Source organism: Afipia sp. GW821-FHT04G03 (assembly GCF_059419985.1).
Window position 1 is genome coordinate 1,040,429 of the sequence record NZ_JBWKSV010000001.1, and the last position, 21,682, is coordinate 1,062,110.

23 protein-coding genes and 1 pseudogene are annotated in these 21,682 nt (G+C 61.3%); 3 read left to right on the forward strand and 21 right to left on the reverse strand.

The features are described from left to right. Window positions 1-216: 216 nt before the first annotated feature. Entirely contained in the window at window positions 217-441 is a 225-nt protein-coding gene (locus AC07UB_RS05070) for a helix-turn-helix domain-containing protein (protein WP_494655259.1), read from the reverse strand. 49 nt (window positions 442-490) lie between these two features. Here AC07UB_RS05070 and AC07UB_RS05075 point away from each other — a divergent pair, with 49 nt between their 5' ends. Beyond that, window positions 491-925 carry a hypothetical protein gene (locus AC07UB_RS05075; protein ID WP_494651920.1) on the forward strand — a complete coding sequence of 145 codons (435 nt, stop codon included), beginning with the start codon at window positions 491-493 and terminating at the stop codon, window positions 923-925. Between the two features lie 10 nt (window positions 926-935). Here the strand turns inward: AC07UB_RS05075 and AC07UB_RS05080 are convergent, their stop codons facing one another. The 19 genes from AC07UB_RS05080 to AC07UB_RS05170 all read right to left on the reverse strand — a co-directional run bounded on the left by AC07UB_RS05080 (window position 936) and on the right by AC07UB_RS05170 (window position 20,301). Further along, window positions 936-1,166, reverse strand: coding sequence for a DUF2274 domain-containing protein (locus AC07UB_RS05080; protein WP_494651919.1), 231 nt, complete (start codon window positions 1,164-1,166; stop codon window positions 936-938). Between the two features lie 5 nt (window positions 1,167-1,171). Next, window positions 1,172-2,440: a TraB/TrbI/VirB10 family type IV secretion system protein gene (locus AC07UB_RS05085; protein WP_494651917.1), complete on the reverse strand. Its 1,269-nt coding sequence runs from the start codon at window positions 2,438-2,440 to the stop codon at window positions 1,172-1,174. Next, window positions 2,437-3,462, reverse strand: a complete 1,026-nt coding sequence (trbG, locus tag AC07UB_RS05090; protein ID WP_494651916.1) for a P-type conjugative transfer protein TrbG — start codon at window positions 3,460-3,462, stop codon at window positions 2,437-2,439. The genes AC07UB_RS05085 and trbG overlap by 4 nt, the downstream gene beginning before the upstream one ends. Beyond that, the gene (gene trbF / locus AC07UB_RS05095; protein ID WP_494651915.1) at window positions 3,459-4,163 is read right to left on the reverse strand and encodes a conjugal transfer protein TrbF; all 705 of its coding nucleotides are present in this window, start codon (window positions 4,161-4,163) and stop codon (window positions 3,459-3,461) included. Before trbF ends, trbG begins: the two co-directional genes overlap by 4 nt. A gap of 1 nt (window position 4,164) precedes the next feature. Further along, the gene (gene trbL / locus AC07UB_RS05100) at window positions 4,165-5,355 is read right to left on the reverse strand and encodes a P-type conjugative transfer protein TrbL (protein ID WP_494651914.1); all 1,191 of its coding nucleotides are present in this window, start codon (window positions 5,353-5,355) and stop codon (window positions 4,165-4,167) included. 9 nt (window positions 5,356-5,364) lie between these two features. After that, complete coding sequence (gene trbJ / locus AC07UB_RS05105) at window positions 5,365-6,177, reverse strand: P-type conjugative transfer protein TrbJ (RefSeq protein WP_494651913.1); 813 nt, start codon at window positions 6,175-6,177, stop codon at window positions 5,365-5,367. Further along, on the reverse strand, window positions 6,155-8,749 hold the full coding sequence (gene trbE / locus AC07UB_RS05110) for a conjugal transfer protein TrbE (RefSeq protein ID WP_494651911.1): 2,595 nt from the start codon (window positions 8,747-8,749) through the stop codon (window positions 6,155-6,157). The genes trbJ and trbE overlap by 23 nt, the downstream gene beginning before the upstream one ends. After that, window positions 8,743-9,000, reverse strand: coding sequence for a VirB3 family type IV secretion system protein (locus AC07UB_RS05115; protein ID WP_494651910.1), 258 nt, complete (start codon window positions 8,998-9,000; stop codon window positions 8,743-8,745). The genes trbE and AC07UB_RS05115 overlap by 7 nt, the downstream gene beginning before the upstream one ends. Continuing rightward, on the reverse strand, window positions 9,000-9,275 hold the full coding sequence (locus tag AC07UB_RS05120; protein WP_494652676.1) for a TrbC/VirB2 family type IV secretion system protein: 276 nt from the start codon (window positions 9,273-9,275) through the stop codon (window positions 9,000-9,002). Before AC07UB_RS05120 ends, AC07UB_RS05115 begins: the two co-directional genes overlap by 1 nt. 110 nt (window positions 9,276-9,385) lie before the next feature. Beyond that, window positions 9,386-10,369, reverse strand: a complete 984-nt coding sequence (gene trbB / locus AC07UB_RS05125; protein ID WP_494651909.1) for a P-type conjugative transfer ATPase TrbB — start codon at window positions 10,367-10,369, stop codon at window positions 9,386-9,388. After that, entirely contained in the window at window positions 10,362-10,910 is a 549-nt protein-coding gene (locus AC07UB_RS05130) for a CopG family transcriptional regulator (RefSeq protein ID WP_494651908.1), read from the reverse strand. The genes trbB and AC07UB_RS05130 overlap by 8 nt, the downstream gene beginning before the upstream one ends. 11 nt (window positions 10,911-10,921) lie before the next feature. Then, window positions 10,922-12,952: a conjugal transfer protein TraG gene (locus AC07UB_RS05135; RefSeq protein ID WP_494651906.1), complete on the reverse strand. Its 2,031-nt coding sequence runs from the start codon at window positions 12,950-12,952 to the stop codon at window positions 10,922-10,924. A gap of 522 nt (window positions 12,953-13,474) precedes the next feature. Beyond that, complete coding sequence (locus AC07UB_RS05140; protein ID WP_494651904.1) at window positions 13,475-14,623, reverse strand: nucleotidyltransferase family protein; 1,149 nt, start codon at window positions 14,621-14,623, stop codon at window positions 13,475-13,477. A 143-nt stretch (window positions 14,624-14,766) separates the two neighbouring features. Beyond that, window positions 14,767-16,734 carry a relaxase/mobilization nuclease RlxS gene (gene rlxS / locus AC07UB_RS05145; protein ID WP_494651902.1) on the reverse strand — a complete coding sequence of 656 codons (1,968 nt, stop codon included), beginning with the start codon at window positions 16,732-16,734 and terminating at the stop codon, window positions 14,767-14,769. 336 nt (window positions 16,735-17,070) lie between these two features. Further along, complete coding sequence (locus AC07UB_RS05150) at window positions 17,071-18,027, reverse strand: hypothetical protein (RefSeq protein WP_494651901.1); 957 nt, start codon at window positions 18,025-18,027, stop codon at window positions 17,071-17,073. A gap of 121 nt (window positions 18,028-18,148) precedes the next feature. Beyond that, entirely contained in the window at window positions 18,149-18,688 is a 540-nt protein-coding gene (locus tag AC07UB_RS05155) for a S26 family signal peptidase (RefSeq protein ID WP_494651899.1), read from the reverse strand. After that, window positions 18,678-18,896: a helix-turn-helix domain-containing protein gene (locus AC07UB_RS05160; protein WP_494651898.1), complete on the reverse strand. Its 219-nt coding sequence runs from the start codon at window positions 18,894-18,896 to the stop codon at window positions 18,678-18,680. The genes AC07UB_RS05155 and AC07UB_RS05160 overlap by 11 nt, the downstream gene beginning before the upstream one ends. A 154-nt stretch (window positions 18,897-19,050) precedes the next feature. Continuing rightward, window positions 19,051-19,902 (reverse strand): DUF2285 domain-containing protein, encoded by an 852-nt coding sequence (locus AC07UB_RS05165; RefSeq protein ID WP_494651897.1) that lies wholly within the window; start codon window positions 19,900-19,902, stop codon window positions 19,051-19,053. 75 nt (window positions 19,903-19,977) lie between these two features. Beyond that, window positions 19,978-20,301, reverse strand: a complete 324-nt coding sequence (locus AC07UB_RS05170; RefSeq protein WP_494651896.1) for a DUF736 domain-containing protein — start codon at window positions 20,299-20,301, stop codon at window positions 19,978-19,980. Between the two features lie 294 nt (window positions 20,302-20,595). Here AC07UB_RS05170 and AC07UB_RS05175 point away from each other — a divergent pair. Both AC07UB_RS05175 and AC07UB_RS05180 read left to right on the forward strand, forming a co-directional pair. Continuing rightward, window positions 20,596-20,879, forward strand: a pseudogene (locus AC07UB_RS05175) (DUF736 family protein); the annotation flags it as partial. An 81-nt stretch (window positions 20,880-20,960) separates the two neighbouring features. Beyond that, window positions 20,961-21,218 carry a hypothetical protein gene (locus AC07UB_RS05180; protein WP_494652718.1) on the forward strand — a complete coding sequence of 86 codons (258 nt, stop codon included), beginning with the start codon at window positions 20,961-20,963 and terminating at the stop codon, window positions 21,216-21,218. A gap of 184 nt (window positions 21,219-21,402) precedes the next feature. On the opposite strand, the gene AC07UB_RS05185 is transcribed toward AC07UB_RS05180, so the two are convergent. Then, the gene (locus tag AC07UB_RS05185; RefSeq protein WP_494651895.1) at window positions 21,403-21,552 is read right to left on the reverse strand and encodes a hypothetical protein; all 150 of its coding nucleotides are present in this window, start codon (window positions 21,550-21,552) and stop codon (window positions 21,403-21,405) included. Window positions 21,553-21,682 lie beyond the last annotated feature (130 nt).

Here is a 21,682-nt window from a genome sequence, read left to right on the forward strand (position 1 = left end):
CTCGCCTGATATGGTCGGCAGACTTGGCTGGTTTAAAGCGATAGTTTGCCTACGATACCGACGAAGACACTCGAACCCCTGACCCCAGACCATGATTCCTGCGCTGACAACTGACCTAACTCTTGTTTCGAATGCTATCTAGTCGCCAACTGATAAGCAAATACTCAAAAGCTTATAAGTTGAAAAATGGACTCAAGGGCTTGTGGCGCGGCACAGCTACTCTGCGAGCAACTTAGTCAAGGGCACAGAGAGCGCCTCGGCTATTCGCGCCATTACAAGCAAGCTTGGGTTCCGTTTGCCACGTTCAATGCCACCGACGTAGGTCAAGTCTATCTCAGCTTCGAACGCCAACTTCTCCTGAGTAATGCTCCGTTCTTGGCGGATCCTCCGCACGTTCTTGCCTACGATTTTGCGCCAATCCTGCATTGCAGGATCGAGCATGGTGGGGCATATAGTCTCTAGGGATTATAGTCCCTATCAGAGAGATTCCATGATCAAGGCGAAAGAAAACCAGAAGACATTCATCGTGTCGCAAGATGACAAGCCGCGACTGACTCCCTTTGCCAAATGTGGGGAATCCACTTCAATAGTGGGATATCGAGATGACTCAAGCGGGATAGTGGTGGCTTCAGTCGAGCTCCCTACGGAACTGATTGAACGTAGCATTCTCACAAACGTCTCGATTGAGATAACCCTGTCTGGGTCTGGGGAGGTTACGTCCACGGCGAGCAATACCGCATATGGTTCCTCATCTTCAATTAAGACTGTCTTACTTGATGACCTCGTCGACATGCTCCTGGATCGCGAGACCATCCACTTGGAAGAAACGACAGAAAGCGAATTGAGAATATTTCTCGCAACGCTTCATAAGTCCATCCGTGCTGTAGAGCGCGCGATCGCCACCCTGAACCCCGCCGCCAGCTAGCACCCGGATGCTAGGATGAGGCGATTTCCGCGGCGATTGCTGTCCTCTTAGCCCTTCGGAAATCCGTATCACCGTCTAAAAACGCTTCCAGCATGAAGGGCACAAGGTCCGCAACCTCTTCGCGTACGCCGTAAGTCTCCGCATAGAAATCCGCGTAGGCGCGAAGCCGCGCCGCAAGTGCAGGCGGAATCGTGGTTGTGAGTTTTACCGGTGTCCGGTCGGGTAGTTTCGGTAGTTTCATCCATTTCACCTTCCCTTGCCGGCCGTTTCTATCTCATACGGTTTCATCACCAAATCCTTGGATACGATCACCCGGAGCGGCCATCCTGGCCTGACCGTAATCGTCGGCTGTACGTCCAACTCCCGCTCGACAATACGCTGGCCTGCACGATTGGTTGTCTGCTGGACACTCTCGCGCAACGCTTTCACGAGATCGCTTTCATTGTTTCCAATCGATAGCTGCGTCCCAACGCCTAGCAGCGTCGCCATGCCGATGCCCTTGAGGAGTTGCCAGGTGTGGATATCAACCTCATCCTCTAGCCCGGCGTAGCCCGCCACGTCCGTGGCCGGCAGATTGTCGATCACGATCGAGTTGCCGTTGGGCATGATGATGCGGGTCCAGACCAGGAGCGCCCTCTTCTGCCCGTAAGCGACGACGCTATCGTATTTTCCCACCAGCCGCGTGCCCTGCGGGATCAGGAGAAACTCACCAGTGACGGTATCGTAGACGTTCTCGGTCACTTGCGCGATCGTCGTGCCCGGCAAGTCAGAATTCAAACCGGTGATGAGACTGGCCGGAATGATCGTTCCCGCCATGACCGCGTAAGGCGATGGTGCCCCCGCCAGGGCATGCGGATTGGTGGGCTCCTTGTCAGGTTTGGCGTTGACGAACGCCAGCTTGCGAGCCTGCGACGACGGTATAATCTCGCTGGACCGATCCCTTAGCCCTTGGGGAGACCCAGTCGAGTGGTCGGTCGCGGCTGGCGCGTCGGTTGCCGGCCGAAACGCCGACGACTGCGCAGCCGTCTGCGACGGTGCGTCCGGCCGGCGGCGACGATCCTGCTTCTCGGAGAGCCGGACGAGCAGCCCGGATTCCTTGGCCTGCTGGGTGATTCGCGCCTGGCGAATCCGTTCCGCGCGCTCAGCGTCCTCTTCCGGATCCGACCGGAAAGGCGCATCGGCGGGCTGGGCCACTCTCTTTTCATTTTCGGCAAACGCGCGGCCGATGTCGCCGGGCGATGGAGGGCCAAGCCGTGGAGGCAGTTGGTCGTACGATTTCGGCAGCTTCGACAGTCCGTCGGCGGTCTGCTTCCTCTCCGTATTGTATAGCTCGGACCGTTCCCCAGGTTTGAATGCCCGCGGCGGAGCCAGCGCGATAAGGGTCGCCCCCGCGACGACCACGGCAGCCACCGCGCACCCCAGAATCAGCATGCGTCGGTTGAGGCGGCGGATTGGCCGCGGCCGAGCTCGAAGCTCCAGACGTTCGGGCGGCTCCTTTTCAGCTTCCGCCATCATGAAGCGTCTCCAGTGCCCGAGAGTTGAGACACCGGCCGCGCATCGGTTCGAATAATGCGGACGGTACGCTGGGGGTTCTCGCCAAGCCGCAGTTCGGCCGCGCCGAACATCCGGTCGACGATGTAGTACGAGCCCCGGACCCGGTAATTCACGAGGTTCGGACGGCCATCGGTGCCGGCAACAAACAGCGGCGGCGCCTCCCCTTGCGACAGACCCGACGGCATCTGGATGAACACCTTGTGGCCGTCGTCGAAGGCGCGAAGGGGCCGCCATGGCGGATCGTCGCCCTCAATGCGGTAGCGGAAGTTCAGATTGTCCAGCCGAACGCCACGTTCGGCGACCCGGGCCTCATTGTTGCGCGCAGCGTCGTTCTGTTTATGCAGGGCCACAAGGCTGTCGGTCGGATAGGTCCAGGAAATCGACGCCATGTAGGTCTGCTTGGTGGAAACAAGCTCGAGGTGATAGGCGCGCCGATCCGTCAGCACCACGAGATTGGTCTGGATATCCGGCAGCGTCGGCTTGATCAGGATATGAACCCGCCTTCCAGCCCCCTGCCCGCTGATGGTGTCGCCGATCACCCATCGGACGGTGTCCCCGGTCGAGACATCGATTAGTTCCTCCCCCGGCTGCAGAGCAATGGTCGAGACTTTCTCCGGGCTTGCGTACAGCCGAAACAGCGCGCCCTCGGTCCACGGATAAACCTGGACGGCATTGATGTAGCCAGCCCGCGTCGGTTCAACGCGCGCCGCCTTGTTGGCCTTGGCGATGGCTTGCTCCGGCGGCACCTTCTCTTCCTTTACGCCCCTGCCCGGCAACGGCTTGAGTTGCCCCGGCAGCGGCAGCACTTTCGGAATCTCGACGATCTCGACGGGTTTTGGTGGATCGGCTTCTGGCTTTGCCGGTTCGAACACCATCTCGTCATATGGAGCTTCCAGGTTCAATTTCGTTGCACAGGCACCGAGCGAAAGAGTCAACGCGACCAAGCTCACCGATGCGCTCAACTTGATGACAAACGATTTCATTTCGGGTCTCCGATGAGGTCGCGCGACCAGTTGAGGGAATGCACGTAGAGCCCGAGCGGATTTTTCCGCAGCGTCTCGGCGTTTGAAGGGGATTTTAGAATGATGCTGACGACGCCGGTGAAGCGCTCGGTCTTGGCCACCGCACCGTTCTCATAGGTGCTTTCCTTCCACCGGATTTCGAAACTGTCGTTGGAAGCGCGCACCACCGATGTCACCTCGGCGGTCGCCGTCCTGGCGCCGATCTTGGTAAAAGGATCGGCCTCGCGCGCATATTCGTTGAGCGCCAGCGCCCCGCGATCGGTCACGAAATCATACGCATGCAGCCAATTCGTGCGCACGATGACAGGATCGACCGACAATGAACGGACGTTCTCGATGAAGCGCGCCAGGAAATGGGCGATCTGCGCGTCGGACGGGTGGTAGGCTTCAATAGCCGGCCCAACCGCACGCACCTCGCCGAGGCGATCGACCTCGACCACATAGGGCACCACGGACGACCGGCCGACGATCAGCAGCACCGTGAGGCCGAGCATGGCCGAAAGGCTTGTGGCCAGGAGCGCCGCGAGGCGCCAATTGGCCGCCTGGACGCGGGCCGATCCGAGCCGCTCGTCCCAGACCTGCGCGGCCTTCTGGTAAGGCGTAACCGGCTCTGGCGTTTCGCCGTACCGGACAGAGGGGCGATGGAATGGATGCGAGACCATTTCAGTCCTCCCCCAGCTTCGGTCCAGAAGAGTGCCCGCCCCGGTCGCCTTCCTTCAGCGAATGGCCAGCGACGTGAACGGCATCTCTGATCCGCTGCTCATGACCACCGCGTCCGCTCGTACCAGGTGGAGCCTTCGCCGACGCGCGCGATGCAGCAGCGCCAGGTCCGCTTGCCTGCGGAGCCGTGCCGCCGGGTGTGGGATTGGAGGCTCCGTGGGAAGCGGCGGCGCTCGCTCCCGACGACCCTCCCGCTTGACCCGCAAGGGAAGCTGCGGACCGAACGGCACTGACTGAGCCGGCAGCGGCTCGCAAGCCGCCGGCGGCAAGGGCGGCGCCACCGATCGTAACGGCTGCCGCACCCGCAACGGTACCGGCAGCCGCACCCGCGCCAAGTTGGGGCGCTCCAGACACCAGGCCGGCAGCAATGCCGGGGCCGAAGATCCCGAGTCCAAGCAGCGAAATCGCCGCAAGCAATAGACTCATGGCCGACGTAATGTCGATCGGCCGGGTCAAAGTTGTCGCGAGCTCACCGAAGATCGTCGATCCGATCCCGACGATGATCGCCAGCACCATGACCTTGATGCCCGAGGCGACAACGTTGCCAAGCGTCTTCTCGGCCAGGAACGAGGTTTTACCCCACAGCGCAAACGGCACCAGGATGAAACTTGCCAGTGTCGTCAGCTTGAACTCAATCAGGGTGACAAAGAGCTGCACCGACAACACGAAGAAGGCGAGAACGATCAGAATCCAGCACAACAAAAGGATCAGAATTGTTGGCAGGTTGGTCAGGACATCGAAGCCCGAGAACTGACTGGTTTCTTCCAGCAACGGGTGAGCCGCGGTGAAGCCTGCGGAGGCCACAAAGCCCGGTCGCATCAGATCGGCCGCGGTCAGTGAACCGCCACCCGCCTTCAGGCCGATACTAGAGAAGGAAGTAAAGACAATATCGGCGAGGGATTTGAAGTTCCCGATGATGAAGGCGAAGGCGCCAACATAGAGCACCTTCTTAGCCAGCGTCACGACGACCTGTTCATCACCGCGCAAGCTCCACGCAAGCCCGGCAAGCGTGAGATCGATGGCGACCAAGGTCGAGCTGAGGAACGCCACGTCGCCGCCAAGGATCCCGAACCCGGAGTCGATGTAGCGGGAGAACGTTTCCGTGAATCGGTCGATAACTGAGAGATCGGCCATGGATTGCCCTCACTTTTTGTCGGAATAGGCGCGACCATCACCGATGAAGCGCGTAAAGCGTTCACGCGCGGCTTCCGCCGAGGCCTGTTGTTCGACCGAGCGGAGCGCGTCGGCCCTTGCCTGGGTCGCAACCAGTGCCTGGGCCTGCAGCGATTGCTTGACCTGGAGGGCAAGCAGCTCATTGCCTGTCTGTTGGGCCTGCAAGGAGCCGACCGCGCCGGACGAACTCGCCATCAATGTTCGCAGCGTCTGGCCATCCTGATCGAGCGCTGACGCGATGGTTGCCTGGGTCACGAGGGTCTGCTTTAGCGCCTGATAGGTATTGTCCCAGCGCGCCGCGGCGTCCTGGACCATCCGGTCCGACGAGATCGCGGCCGTATACTGACGCGGATAGAAGCGTTCGAAGTCTCTATTGGTCTTCTGGACATCGAAGGCGATACCTTTGGCCTGGGCGACCAGACCATTGATCTCGTTGATCTTGGAGGTCAGTTCGCCGGCAATCGTGGTGGGCAGTCTCGTCAGGTTTTTGGCCCCATTGAGGAGCATCTGCGCCTGATTTTCGAGACTCCTGATCTGATTGTTGATCTGATCGAGCGCTCGCGCTGCCGTCAAAAGGTTCTGGCTGTAATTCGATGGGTCGAACACCACGACCTGGGCACCAAGTCGTTTGGACCCGTTGACCGCCATCACGAGTGCGAGCGCGATCGCAATCGCCGTGTTTGATAATTTTCGGGAAACGGGTTTGCCGAATAGCGTTCGCAGCATCGGTTGGCTCCAGGCTAAGGTTAAGGGGGTACGTTCACGCGACGCGCGCGTGCTCAAAGGTGCGAAGCAGGTTGGCGGCCCAGCCGAGGTCACGTTCTGCGAGGTAGCGTTCGGCGAATTGTTCCGGCCCAAAACGCGCAAGGACGCTCTCGATCACGCGCTGATCTTCTGGCGAGGCCGCCGCTGCGAAAGCCAGCGCGACCGGTCCAAGCCCAAGCTCGAACAGGCGATTTCCGGCCCGAGATTGAAGGTAGTAGTCGCGTTTCGGGAACGCCTCGGCGACGAGGCTGATCTGGGCGTCGTTCAGCCCAAAGCGACGATAGGTTTCTGTCTGCCCCTGCTCGAGCGCCCGGAGGTTTGGAAGAAAGATTCGCGTTGGACAGGACTCGGCAATTGCCGGCGCGATGGCACTGTCGGCGATATCCGCCAACGATTGGGTCGCAAAGATCACTGCGACGTTCTTCTTGCGCAGCGTCTTTAACCATTCCCGGATGCGGCCGGCGAACAGCGGGTCATCGAGAAAAACCCAGGCTTCGTCGAGAATCAGAAGGGTCGGCCGCCCGTCGAACCGCGCTTCCAGCGCGTGGAAGAGATAGGTCAGGACCGGGGCCACCAGGCCCGGCAGCGCCATTAATTCCTCCATCTCAAACGTCAATACATCCGCGGTGGAGAGCGCATCGGTATCCGCATCGAGGAACCGGCCGTATGGACCCTCCAGCGTATAAGGAGCAAGCGCCTGGCGGAGCGCATCGCGCGCCAGGAGCGCCACGAAGCCGGTCATGGTGCGCTGCTTGACGGGCGCCGAGCCGAGACTTCTGAGCGCCGACCACAAGGTTTCCTTGACCTCGGGCGTGATCGTCACCCGCTCGTGTGCGAGCACACCGCAGAGCCAGTCGAGCGCCCATAACCGCGCCCCCTCATCATCAACGTTGCGCAGTGGCTGGAATGAAAGGCCACCCCTCACGCCGAGCTGATACCAGGCACCGCCCAGGGCGATCGTGGCCGCACGCGCCGAGCGGCCCTTGTCGAAATTGATGAGCTGGGCGTTCGGATAGCGGCGGAACTGGAGCGCGAGAATTGCGAGCAGAACCGACTTTCCCGCACCGGTCGGACCGACGATCAAGGTATGTCCGACGTCGCCAACATGAAGAGACAAGCGGAATGGCGTGGCGCCCTTGGTCTTGGCAATCAGAAGCGGCGGCCCATCCAGTTGCTCGCAACGCGCCGGCCCCGCCCAGACCGCCGACAGCGGACACATATGGGCCAGATTGAGCGTGTGCACGATTGGCTGGCGGATATTGGCATAGACTTGCCCCGGCAGGCTTCCCAACCACGCCTCAACGGCATTGACGCTTTCGCGGATCGTCGTGAAGCCACGGGTATTGATGGCCCGTTCCACAGCACGAATCTTTTCGTCGGCCGCATGCGAGTCCTCGTCGCAGACCGTCACCGTCGTCGTGACATACCCGAATGCGACCAGATCGTCACCCAGCTCCTGTAGCGCAGCATCCGCATCCAGCGCCTTGTTGTCCGCGTCGGTGTCGAGCAGCGCCGCCTGCTCGTTGAACATGACCTCCTTCAGGATCGCGCCGAGCGATTTGCGCTTGGCAAACCACAGCCGGCGGTAACGCGAGAGAACAGCGTTGGCCTGGCTACGGTCGAGCGGCAGGAACCGTGTCGCCCACCGGTACGCGACACCGAGCCGGTTGAGGTCGTCGAGCACACCAGGAAAGGTGACCGACGGAAATCCGAGGACGGTCAACGTTCGCAAATGGCTGCGGCCGAGCGCGGGCGACAAGCCCGCGGTCAACGGCTCGTCGCACAGATAGGCGTCAAGATAGGCGGGGATTTCCGGCACGCCAACCTGATGCCGCTTGGTCGAAATGCAGCTGTGCAGATAGGTCAGCGTGCCCGTATCGTCGAGGCTGGCGATTTCCGGAAGCACCGAGGAGAGCAGATCAATGGCCCGATCGGTTTCCTGAACAAACCGGTCGAGATGTTCGCGGTAACCGCCTCGGGTCACTCGAATTTCGGCGTCTCGCCGGGGTTCGCTGCCGTCATCCCCGGTGTAATTTCCTCCCTCTTGCCCGGGTTTCGAGCGGTCGGCACGCCTCCATCCGAAGGTTCTGGATCGGCGGCGTGGACCACTTACGGCATCGCCGGAATTCTCGAAGAACATTCCCTCAAACCGCGACACGCGCTCGGCCGGCGGCAGATACATCAAGGTGAGATACGAAACACTCTCGAAATGTTCGCCGCGCGGGCGTGAGGGATCGTCCCAGGCCAGCGCCTCCGTCGTACCTTCAAAGGAGGCGCGTCGCTCCTCGTCCACCAGCCAGGACACGGCATCGGGAAACTGCGATCGCGGATAGCTTGACGCGGGCACACGCGTTGCATCGAAAAACAATGCCCAGCCGGCCCCGAACCGCTTCAACACGTTGTTGACGCGCGAGGTCACGCTCATCAACTCGGCTTCCGTGGCGCTGTCCAGATCCGGGCCGCGGTACCGGATCGTGCGCTGAAAACTGCCGTCTTTGTTCAGGACGATGCCCGGACCCACCAGGCAGGCCCAGGGCAACCAGTCTGCAAGTCTTGAGGCGCCAGAACGGAATTCACGCAGATTCAGCATGCCAACCACCCCTTGTGTTTGGTGTGGCGCACGGCGACCTCGACAAACGCCGGGTCGCGTTTGGCCAGCCAGACCGCTGCGCCGTGTCCGACAATCCACAGCGCCAGACCCACGAGCCAAAGCCGCAGGCCCAGCGCCAGCACGGCGGACAGCGTCCCTATCAGGATCGTGGCGGCGCGCGGCGCGCCGCCGATCAAAATCGGCTCCGTCAAGGAGCGGTGAAGCACGAGTTCGAAACCGGAGGGCTGCATCAGATCAGCGCTCCGCCGCCAAACGAGAAGAACGACAGAAAGAACGAACTGGCGGCGAATGCGATCGAAAGGCCGAAAACGACCTGGACCATCTTTCGAAAGCCACCGGAGGTATCGCCGAATGCCAGCGAGATGCCGGTCACGGTTATGATGATGACGGCAACGATCTTTGCGACCGGGCCCTGCACCGATTCCAGAATTCGCTGCAGGGGCGCTTCCCATGGCATGCCGGAACCGGCGGCCGACGCCGAGGAGACCATAAGGAATGTGATCATTGCGCCCGACGAGATACCGGCGAGCAGGGGCCCGGCGGCATTCCGGAACCGAGGCAGACAAGCGCCATTACGCAACAGCAGACGAACTCGAGTCATGATTTTCTCCAGGATCAGATGTTGTGGGGAAGGAGTGGGAGGCCGGGCGGGGCCTTAAGGACGTACTCACCGGAGGCGTCGAGGCCTTCGACCTCGACGACGGATTCGATGCGCCGTGCCTGGCCTCGGCCTTTGATGAACACGACGAGATTGATGGCTTGGGCGATGAGACGGCGCGGAACGGTCGCGACCACCTCCTGGATCAGCTGTTCGATGCGGTAGAGTGCCGATCGTGCCGAATTCGCATGCACCGTCGCGATGCCGCCGGGGTGGCCGGTGTTCCAGGCTTTCAGCATGTCGAGGGCTTCACCGCCCCTCACCTCGCCGACGATGATCCGATCGGGCCGTAGACGAAGCGTCGATCGAACGAGGTCCGCAAGTGTTGCCACGTTCGGTTTTGTTCGCAGGGTGACGGCGTCCTTGGCGTCGCAGCGAAGTTCTCGGGTGTCCTCGATGATAACGACGCGCTCGTTGAGGCCCGCCACCTCCGCCAATAGAGCGTTTGCGAGCGTGGTCTTGCCCGAGCCTGTGCCGCCCGCGACAAGAATATTGCGGCCGTTCGCCACTGCCTCGGCGAGAAACCTGGCAACAGCCGGTGTTGCGATCTGGGCTTTGACATAATCCTGAAGTCGGAAGGTGGTCGTTGCGGGTTTGCGGATCGCAAAGCATGGCGCCAGTGACACTGGCGGCAGCAAACCCTCAAACCGTTCGCCTGTTTCGGGAAGTTCAGCCGAGACGATCGGACAGGACCCGCTCGCTTCCGCGCGCACGTGGCTTGCGACCAGACGAATGATCCGTTCCACCTCGTGCGGCGTTAGCATCACACCGGTTTCGCTGCGGCCCGTGCCATGGCGGTCGAGCCATAGACGGCCGTCTGGGTTGACCAGCACCTCAACGACGTCGGGTTCCTCAAGCGCCAGCGCAATTGCCGGTCCCATGGCGGTACGCAGCATGCCGCGCCGCCGTTCGCGGGTCTCGGACGAGAGGAGATCAGACATTGCCGACCTCCTCTCGTCCCGCCGGGGGATGCCCCGGCAGCTGACCCTCGGTATCAACCGACGGGGTCCTGTTCTCGGGTGTCGATGGACCAAGTGGTGCACCCTCCTCGAGATGCCGCATGAACAAATCCGGATTGGACGCGCTCACGCGGTCCATGACATCGGCGACCAGCCTTCCGCCGGATGCGACGCGCTTGCCGACCTGAGCGACAAAGATTTCGAAGCGTTCCCGGCCGAGCGCGCGCGCGGCAGCCTGATCGCCCGATGGCAGTGGCGGCGTGATGGTGAGATAGTAGCGAACGAACAGCGCCACGGTTTCGGCCATGATCGCTGCATCGCGATCGAGTCGATCGAGCTGGCGGCTGATCCGATCGAGACGCCTGACCAGCGCGCCATCGCTGCTGGTATCGCGCTCGGGATTGAGGAAACGGTCCAGGGCTGCGTCGACAATCGCCGAACGGTTGGTCCCGGGCCGCTTTGCCGCAAGCGCAAGCCGGTCGGCGACATGATCGGACAAATAGACTGAAAGCTTCGGTTTCATGATTGGGTCCATCAAAAGGCCGGAAGAAGGTCGTCATCATCACGGGTGACGGCGTGCGCGCGCTGGATGGTGCCGTCAGCAGCACCTGCCGCACGCTGCATCTGGCTGCGGTCGGCCGCGGGATCGGGTTCGTCCTCGAACAGCCGCTCCTCGCCCGAGAGCGCCTCGCCCCGATCGGGCGTGGCTTCGTCGAACATGGCGAGCTGCTGTTTCAACCCGCCATCCTCATCGGCGCTTTGCATCAGGTCGCGGAATGGAAGCGTCGATAGCCGCTGATCAATCGGCCTGACCTGCCCTTGCCAATCATCGCTGCGCGGTTGCGGCCTGTCGGAATATTCAACGCCCACCAGCGACGGGGGCGCGAGCAGCCGGCTCGTAAAATTCGCATCCTGGTAATGCCGCAACTTCTTGGCCCGGACCGGCGAAAGCCCAGACACCAGGACGATGGCATCGTCCTGCGACATCTGCATCACCTCGCCGGGTGTCAGGAGCGGACGCGCGGTTTCCTGGCGGCTGACCATGACGTGGCCGAGCCATGGCGCGAGCCTGTGACCGGCGTAGTTCCGCTGCGCCCGCAATTCGGTGGCGGTACCGAGCGCATCGGATATCCGCTTCGCGGTACGCTCGTCGTTGGCGGCGAACGCAATACGTACATGGCAATTGTCGAGGATGGCGTTGTTCTCGCCATAGGCTTTGGCGATCTGGTTGAGCGATTGGGCGATCAAGTAGGCCCGGATGCCATAGCCGGCCATGAATGCCAGGGCGCTCTCAAAGAAATCCAGCCGCCCAAGGGCCGGAAATTCATCAAGCATCATTAGAAGCGGACGTTGGCGACGTGTCCCTCTATGCGCGCTCAGGGTCTCGGTCAGACGTCGGCCGATCTGATTGAGGATCAATCGAATAAGCGGCTTGGTCCGGCTGATATCGGACGGTGGTACCACTAGATAGAGCGTTACCGGTTTGCCGGCATCAACCAGGTCGGCGATGCGCCAGTCGCACGCCTCGGTATTGCGGCCGATAGTCGGATCCCGGTAGAGCCCGAGGAAACTGACGGCGGTCGAAAGTACGCCAGAGCGCTCATTTTCCGATTTGTTGAGCAGTTCCCGCGCGGTTGCCGCCACAACGGGATGGACCTTCGGCGCATGCTGTGTGCCTAGATGGTTTGTCGCCATCATGATCCGCAGCGTCTTTTCAAAGGATTGGGCGGGATCGGCGAGGATTTCTGTGACGCGGGTCAGCGTCTTCTTTTCTTCCGCATAGAGAACATGAAGGATCACGCCTACGAGAAGGGAATGACTGGTCTTTTCCCAATGGGTGCGGCGTTCCAGCGCCCCTTCCGGGTCGACCAGGATGTCAGCGATATTCTGAACGTCACGGACCTCGGCTGAGCCCTTGCGCACCTCAAGAAGCGGATTGTAGCGCGCGCTTTTGGTGTCGGTCGGATCGAACAGAAGACAGTGCGAGAAGCGCGAACGCCAGCCGGCGGTGAGTTGCCAGTTTTCTCCCTTGATGTCGTGGACCACCGCCGACGAGGTCCACGACAACAGGGTTGGCAGCACGAGGCCAACCCCTTTGCCCGATCGGGTCGGCGCAAAGCACATGACGTGTTCGGGGCCATCATGGCGCAGATAGTTATTTTCGACGCGCCCGAGAAAGACGCCTTTGTCGCCAAACAATCCCGCGTCGGCGATTTCCTTGCGTGTAGCCCACCGCGCGGAGCCGTAGGTCGTCACCAATTGGTTCTGCCGCGCGCGCCAGACCGAGTTCAGAACTGCAAATAGCGCGCCTGACACGCCGCCGCCGGCCGCGATCGCGCCAGCCCGTTCAAAGATTTCCGGAGCGTAGGCATCATAGGCGTACCACCACTCAAACAGCCGCCACGGCAGGTAGACCGGGTAGCCATAAAGCGTGAACCAGGCCACGCCGAGTCCAGCCTGATGGCCAAGTGCTCCGGCCGCCCATTGCGTGGCGCCCCAGGTCGAGACGCCGACGATGCCGAATACGACGGCGATTTGGCCAACATAGATTCTTGCCGGAAACATGCCTCACCCCATTCACCACGCAACGTCAGCGGCGTGATGAAAAGGACGAGAACGATGCGCATTCAACCGAAATTAAAATCGCGCGCAGCAACGAAATCCAGGCGCATCAAACACACGGATAAGAGAGCAGGCCCAGATCAAAATTGGCGCAGTTTGAGGAAACACCTCAATTGAATGTGAATGGGATGATCATTTTGGACCACGCTTCCAGACGATTGGGGCGTGCGTCGCGACGTCCGGCTCCCTGATCGATTAGGCCGCGAGCCGGTATGACCGATTCGATGGTTTGAGCGCTGCCATCCGCTGGGGGGCCCTCCCCTATGATTCGTTATACCCGGGCCGGAAGCTAACACGCCGGTCTGCATCGTCGTTCTCGCGACGCCAACGAACCGCCGGCCGCGATAACGACATGTCAATCCCGCCGATGATCGTGAATATGACCGGCGACCCCGATCAGTGCCAGCCACGTGATCGGCATGCCGATGCCTGCCTCGGACCGGTACACGGGGGCCCATACCGTCGTCATTTTGGGCGGGGAGTAGAGGCTTCCTCGTCGGTGGGTTTATCTGCAAGATCGTAATCGGCGGGGTTGGAGCCAAGTTCGGTTACACCCTTGGTAAGTTCGGTTCGGAGCGAGTTCTGGAAGTCGTCGTCATAGGTCGCGATGCTTGTGCGGATCGCTGCTCTCCATTGATCGCCGCGGTCCCAGGCCTCCGTAAAGGCGGAAGCAAGATCAGCATGCTGCCTGTTCGCGATCATCGCTTCGATGATTGATCGGGCCTGAAGCCGGTCCTTCGAACTCTTTGCGGTTGCGTCGCGATCCTCCTTCCGGCGGGATCCGACAATGAGTTTGTGGATGGCGTATCGCTCCGGTGATGGGATGAGGACTGGCACGCCTGCGCCGTGCAGCAACACCGCGCGGATGGGCTCGTATATCAGGTAGTCGAGGAAGCGTAGCGGGAATGCCGCCGCCCCGCCCAACGATGGCATCGGGACTGGCTTACCTGTCTGGTCGTCGGACCACTGATTGGGCGTCAGGAATTCCACCTTGAAGTTGTCTCTGGAGACGAACTGGGTGGAGACCCTGCCGTCGGCTTGGCTCGGAATCTCGCGAAAGGTCCGGTCGACCTGTCGAAGCACCTCCAGGATGGGTGGCATGGAATCCTTGATGGCCACCGAGATTTCGTGGAATTGTGCAAAATCGGCATCACCGGTCTGCATGGCGACGGCATCGAGCCGTGTACCCAGCACGGCGGAGTAACATTGGTAGGCAACGGTCCCGACGAGCACTCCCCGCATGCGGAAGAAGCCGGCCTTCGCCAGTCCTTCGACCACCTGACCGGTGATCGGCAGCGGGCGCGGCAGATAGGCCTCGCGCGTCAGTGTGGAAACGAGACGGCGGCGTCCTTTCAGGTCGGCCTTCAGATCCTTGAACGCCTCGACCCTTTTGGTGATTTCGAGATCGTCAACGGGACCAACGTAGCGTCGATCCTGGGCGCCGCCCTCGGGCTTGGGCGTGTCGAAGTACCAGTATTTCTTGTTCTTGACCTCCACAGCCACGAATCTGCCGTTCGAGGAGAACTCGGAGGTGAAGCTCTCGTCGAGGCTGCGCTGGACCAGCTCGGAATAGAGCGTCTGGTAGGTGATATCGAGGCGCTGGGTAGGGGCCATGGCAGATCATCCGTTATACTATTTTCGCAGAAATAGTATAATCAATGGAACTCCTGCGCAAGGCGACTATACTAATATTGCGAAAATAGTATAACTCACAGAGATATCAGAACCTTATATGGTAAACTTGACGCTAATCTGGACTATAAGCCTAGGCCACGCTTTTGTCCGACCGACCAGGAAATCCCCCCGCCGCCGACGACACCGGTGACCGCCTGCCCCCTGGCCTGCTCCAGCACTGGCCGCCACGGCACGAGGCTGAAATCGCGCGCACGCTCGATCAGCGCAAAACGGCCGCTGTTAAGCGTCAGCATGCGGCGATAGGTGCCCGTGATCCGGTCGCCCGGTTTGGTCTCGGCGTAATCAAGGCCGGTCTCGCGCGTTATGCGCGCGCTGACCTCGGCTAGCTCCCGTCGCTCCAGCGATTGGAGCAGATTGCGCGCATAAGCGATCCGTCCGCCCTGCTCGCGCGCCAGTCCTTGCTCCAGCAGCCACTGGCGCCGCAAGCGCAGCGCGCCCTCGACTTCCGATCCGAGTCCAGTCGATGCGATCAACTCGGGCGATTTCGCAATGAGTTGCTTGTCGAGCCAGGTCGCGCCGGCCGCGACGGGCAATTCGTCGAGGCTCTGCCAGGATAGCACTGTGACCCGCGCCGGGTTGCGCGATCGCTGCGCGGCCTCGAACTGACCTGCGCGTTCAAGATGATCCCCACCAACGGACCAGTCACCGTTACTTGAGCGCTCGACCAGGCCTTGCCGCCGCATGACTTCCAGCCGGCGGACATGACCCGCAATATACTCCCCGGAGGCCTTCGGATCGAACTCTCGATGCCGTTCGGCGCTGTAGACACCGTGGTTGCCGCCAGCGACGTCCGCGATGGTGCGGTCGACGTCGCGCGGGCTGACGTCGCGCGCGCGAACCTCGACGATGGTATTTCGGATCAGGGGTTCGGCGGTCACCTGCCGGACACCGAGATCGGCGTAGTGCGTTCGCCCATCGATCCCGTCCACAATCACATACCGGCGATCCTGCAACTCGTCCGAGACCCCCTCCGCAACCAGCCGCCCGATCACCCGCGCAGGCCCGGCCTGCCCGTCGAAGATCACATGGTCACCGGCCGCACGGTGGATTCCCGCGGCCGTCAGATCACGATGCATCGTCTTGATGATGTCGCCGCGCTCGCCCATCCGCCGCAGCGCCGGCTCCATCTCCGGCATGACCCGCCACACGCCGGGCGCGGTCTCCTCCGCCAGGCCCATCCGCTCCAGCGTTCGCAGCCGTCCCATACGCATGGCGTGCCGCCGCGGATCGCGCTCGGGTTTGACGGCAAGCCTCAAGGCTCCCTCGTTCATGTCCCGCAGGATGGCCCGGTCCAGCCGGGTGAACCGCTCGGCGCCGACTTCGTTTTCAAGCTTGCGCAATGACTCCAGCTCGCTCTCCGGTCCCAACTCGCGGGTGATGAGCTCGCTGGCGCGCGTTCGGATGCCGTGGGCGATGTAATCGCGCGCGATCACGAGATCCTTGCCGTGGTCGTCCTTGCCACGCACCACAATGTGGCTGTGGGGGTGACCGGTGTTGAAGTGGTCGGCTGCCACCCAATCAAGCCGGGTGCCGAGGTCGGCCTCCATCTGCCGCATCAGGTCACGCACGAACGGCTTGAGATCGGCAAGCTCGCTGCTGTCTTCCGGGGCGACGATGAACCGGAACTGGTGGCGGTCTTCTCCACCCCGCTCCGCGAATGCCTTGCCGTCCGCGCTGTTGTGGCTCGCGTCATACAACTCGCCGGGATCGCCTTCACGGGTCACGCCGTCGCGCTGCACATAGCGCAGATGCGCTCTGACGGCGCCATAATCGCCTGCCTTGATCCGGACAATGCGCGCCTTGATGACCACCCGGCGCGCACCCGCCGAACGTCGGCTCGCGGAGACCGTTCCTTGGGCATGCCCGCGGCCGATCCGCGAACCGATGAAGGCCGAACTTTGCCGCGGTCGTCCCGCGCCGGCTTTTGCGGCGATCTTGCGCACGCGATTGACGTAGCCGACGGCCTTGCGGCCGCGGCGGTTGCCGATCCGCCCGAGCCTGACGTGGAATTCATCGTCGGTGTCGGCCATCGTCGCTCTCCGTCCTGGCGAGCGCATGTGGTACGCGGTTCGCTTGCGTCAAGACGGCGACATTCTTTCTCAATGTTGCAAGGCGGTTGCCCCCGAGCTGGCGACAACGTCCGCGGCGACGGCGACAAATCTTGGATGTGCAGACAACGACTTAGGCGCGGGTGGGCGCCAGTGCTTTTATCTTGCTCTCCCGTTTCCTCATCCGATCGATTGGCTCATTCTGGATGGTAGGATCGTTTGACGGCGCCCCATTCGCGTGGGGAAACCTGATCGCAAGCCTGAGATGGCACGCAGCGGTTAGCAGGATAGCCACTCTCGCCAGCTCTCCCGGGTGCTCTAGCCCACCCCCTGGCTCTGCCTTTCGATCATCTCGCGGGTGACCACTTTCGTGTGGTCGCGCTCCCGAAATCGGCTCGCGAACTCTTCGTCGCTGAGCTCGTCATCGCCATAATCGGTGTAGTCGAGATGATTCCAGGAACCTTCCTGCGACCGTTCCATACCGTACAGAGGGCCCACAAATCCGCTCCGCGGGATGATATAGGAACGGACAAACGGATTGTTCTCGTAAGGCCGTTTCACGAACTGGGCGCCAGGTGTGTTTTCGATGAACCAGGGTTGGCCGCCGAAATATCCGAACTGCTTTGCGATAATTGCGTTCAACCGATGCAAGGCTGCCAGAGCGTCCTCGCGCAACGACTGATAGGTTTCCGGATTGAAATGAATCGAGCGATTCCGAAGGTCGCCGAGAGCAAGGAACTCTGGCCCAACGCCGTCCGCCAAGACCATCCAGTCCGCGAGGACTGAGACCGCAAACGGCCATTTGTCGAAGGATTCCTTGCGATAGACCTTCTTGTAGTGTTCGGACGACTTGAAGCTATCGCGCAGGTCAAGCACGAGATGGTTCAAGATGCGCTCACCTAACGCACATGCCGCAACCAGCGCCGGATAGTACGTGGCCGCAATAAATGACCGGCGCGCCTGCTCGTGCAGCATATTGTGATAAGCGAGCAGAGACATCGACTTTGGCCCGAGGTCGGCCGCATTCTTGACGACGTCCTCAATATGGAGCGTGCCATATTGCAGCTCGAGCCGTTTGATCTGCCGCGCACGGTTCTCAAGATGAAGCTGCTTAACCTGTTCGTCCCAATGCTCCTCGGGCTCCGCGAGGCTCAGGGGTGTCGAGTCAAAATCGAACGAAAAAGGATGATAGCGGCGAGCTTGGCGATCGGCGAGAATAGCATGCCCGCTATAATCATAGACCCCATGCGTCAAGTCGGCGATTGTCTTCCGCATATGACACGCTGGCCTCGGTAGTTTGCGAGAGCTCAAAGTAACGGCTTAGCCAGCCTCGAGGCAAGCTGGGATCAATCTGTGCAAACCTCGGTCTGCCTGGTTCAGATTCAAGAGTAGGTGCCTAGCCGTCCGGATTCCAGGTCCACAGCGGGCGTGCCACACCGAGAACATCGCACCTTAGAACCGGGCCGAAATACCTCGAGTCGAATGAATTCGGGTGCGGCTGCAGCAGGAAGAATTCGCCTTCGATCAATTTCATGCAGCCTTCCCAGGCTGGCAGCGGACGCCCCTGCGGGTCTTTTTCGAAGGTCTCGGCCACGACCTTTCCGTTGACCGAGATAACGCCGCCTGCCTCCTTTGAGCGGCAAACTTCGTCGCCCCCGATAGCCCCGATCTGCTTGAGGAGCGGCACTGTGGGCGGCAGGATTTCGCGGGCGACGATCATCAGCTCGATCAGGGGCGGTGGCTGAACCACCGCCAGTTCACCGCGGACCGGCAGCCGGCTCTCCAGAAAATAAAAGCCAAGCGGCGCGCTGCCCGAGGCATTGTAGATGACGAGCGGCGGGCGACTTTCAAAGCTGACGAGCATCGAAACGACGGCCGTCGAAATCGCCGCGAGGAAAGCGATTTGCGGACGCAAACGGGCACGATCAATCCGCATCGGAGGTCGACCTCCGCTTGCTGGCTTGTGAATAATCGACGAGGTCTTCGATGTGATAGCGGACGTAGCGTCCGTGCTTGCGATAGGCCGGCCCGGTGCCCTTCACGCGCATCTTCTCTAAGGTGTTTTTGGTGAGCCGCAGCCACGCCGCCGCCTCTACGGTATTCAGAAATGGTGGTTCGGGCTCTTTTGCTTCGTCTTCGGCCATGTCCAACGCTCCCTGCCCCGCGGTTCGTCAAGAAGCGAGTGCGAGGAGAAGCGTCGTCAAATTGCGGCACGGGCGGGAGTGGCGAAGATGGAGGGATGCGAATTCGCCACCCCAGGCCGGCAAAGGTGGGAAAACCGGCAAATGGCTGGGACGGCTAGAAAAGGAGGTCGCGGTAACCGCCCCTCATCAGCTCGGTACCCTTGGCAACCAGCCGCCTTGTGCGGTCTTTCAGGAACTGGCTCGGTCCTTGCCATTCCTCGGCTACTTTCTTCTCGCCGAAGATGGTGATGGCGATCTGCCGATAGGTCTTGCCATCAAGGCTTTCATCGAGCGCGATCAGCGCGTGATGGAGTCGTTCATCGATCGCAAATGCCGACCGGCCGGCGGCGGACGGGGCCTGTTCCGCAAAGCGATGAAGGCGCTTGAGCAATTCGGTTTGGGCGTTGAGGTCCGAAAAGCCGTCGATCTCGAATACGGGCGCAAAGGCAGATGTCAGGACCGCGACGTCGTGGATTTCGACGGGAACGTGGACACCGGGTCCCTTCATCAGCACCAGTGGAACGTTGTCGACACCGATAGCCGCAGCACGATCGACATTGAAACTGGCCAAGGTGAGCGGTGTGAGGCCTTCACGGTGTGTCGGCGGCACGGCCCGAACCCGGACTACCTGTTTCAGTGCGGCTATATGCCAGAAAACCGGGGCTTGGCGGGCTGCGACCGAGGGATCGGCGAAAGCATAAAGTCCCCATCGTTCGGCGCGGGGAAAGCGCCGCCGCAACCGCAACAGGTGGGTGCCGTCTTTCAGGGTTACATGCGGCAGCCGCCGGGGTACGGAGCTACGCCAGTCCGCGCCGTAGTCCGGATTTCGGCGCAGAAATTCCCACGCCCAATCGCTTCCATCGTAGGACGCGGGACCACAGGAAACGGCTGCGTCGCGCGAAACGCCGCGCGATGGTTCGGCAAGGTCACGGTTCAGAAGAAGCCCCGCATTCAGAAAAGCGATCAAACGAGCCCTGATTGTCAAAACAAAATGCGGCGAGAGAACGGCCCCCGCGCTGATCGCGCGAGGGCCGGGCTTGGCTTAGTCCGCCGGGTTCCAGATCACGGCGAAGACGCTGTCATCGTCCTGGCCGGCCGCGCGGCCGAGATTGGCGTAGAGCTTGCGCGGTCCGAACTCGGGAGCCGCGAGCGACAGGCTCACATAGTCCTTGCCGCTGTTCTCGCCGCGCCGGATCCAGCCCGCGCCGATCTCGACGCCTTGGGTCACGACCCGGAAGTCGGGGTGGGTCTCCGCACTCTTGTCGCGGTTCGGCATGATATCGATGTCGGCCCGGATCGAGACGGTCTTGAGCTGGCCCTTGTAGCTGCCGTTGTCGTTCTTGGTGACGTATCCGATTGCGGTCATGGTCTGTCCTCCTGTTGTTCGCGAGGGGCCGATCCCCTGCGATGGCGAGACCGTGATGGGGAGCGCAACACCGATGAACCGGCTTCGGGCGCAGCGCAGCGGAGCACCTGAGCGGACGCCTTTTTTGGAGCGAAGCGCGCGAGGAGCCGGAGCCGCTTGGTCCGGCGGGGAAAAAAGGCGGCCGCGATGGTTTCATCAGGGGGGCGATTCCCATAGGTCGTAACGCCAAGGAGCAGGAGATCGGAGCCACCGACATCAGGGGGACGGGCCTTGCACATCTGATGGCACCGAACGATACGACGCTACAGCCAGCCCAAGACCGCCTCGATCCGGGCCGACGTCGATAACATCCCGAACCGTGACAAGAGTGCGGAGACCCACTCCGACTTTCGGTTCGTCATGCAAGGTGTCGCAATCGGCGCGGGCTGGGTCCGGCGTGGCGAGAACAGCGGCAAGGACTATGTGAGCCTCTCGCTCGCAGCACCCGAGTTCGGGCGCGCAAGCACTCAACCAATCTTGTCCGCGCTGCCGGCCAGGACGATGACAGCGTCTTCGCCGTGATCTGGAATCCGGCGGACTGGTTAAGTCCGGCTCCCGCGCGATCAGCGCGGGGCGTTCTCTCGCTCCATTTTGTTTCAGCGATGTCGCGCGGAGCGATCATGTTTCCAAGCGACGAAGCGGCAAGTCGCGACGATGCGTGGCGCCATATCTATTTTACGATTGTCGTGTACACTCGTTATGTGCATGCCGATTCTCGGCCGGCACTTTTCGTTGATCCCGTTTTCAAAATTGATGGAGGGCACCATGGCCAAGAAAGCGAAGAAGGCAAAGAAGGCTGCAAAGAAGAAGACCGCCAAGAAGAAGAAGTAACTTCAGCCGAGCCTCTTTGGCTTCCTGACATCGTCGCTATCGCCTGAAAGATTCTGCGCAAGCGGGTCGAGGGTGGTTTGTCGATGATATCGGTAGCGCTCACTAAAAGCCGGACCTTGGTGCAGCTGATTGCTGCATCAAGGTCCGGTTTTTTCATGGGGTATTCGACGGTGGGGGCGCCTCACCCGCCAGCCTTAAGGTTCAGGGGTCGGCCGGGCGAAGCAGCAATTGCTACGGAAAGCCGTGCATCAGCGGGGGCAAAACCTGCACAAGCAGGACTGCCGTGGAAGCCAGCGCCGACAGGCCGACGATCACCTGGCTCAGGCAGGTCCGCTTCAATGTCGCTTCGGTCGCGCTCATTGCGTCGTATGAATTCGGCATCGGTTTGCTCGCTCAAGTGCACCGGGTGCGGATCGTTCATCGACCTATAGGCTGAGTCGCCGATCGCGCTATCGATCACATTTCGCCGCCGGCGGTTGACTCTTTTGCGACTCGGCGACTCCCGAATTCG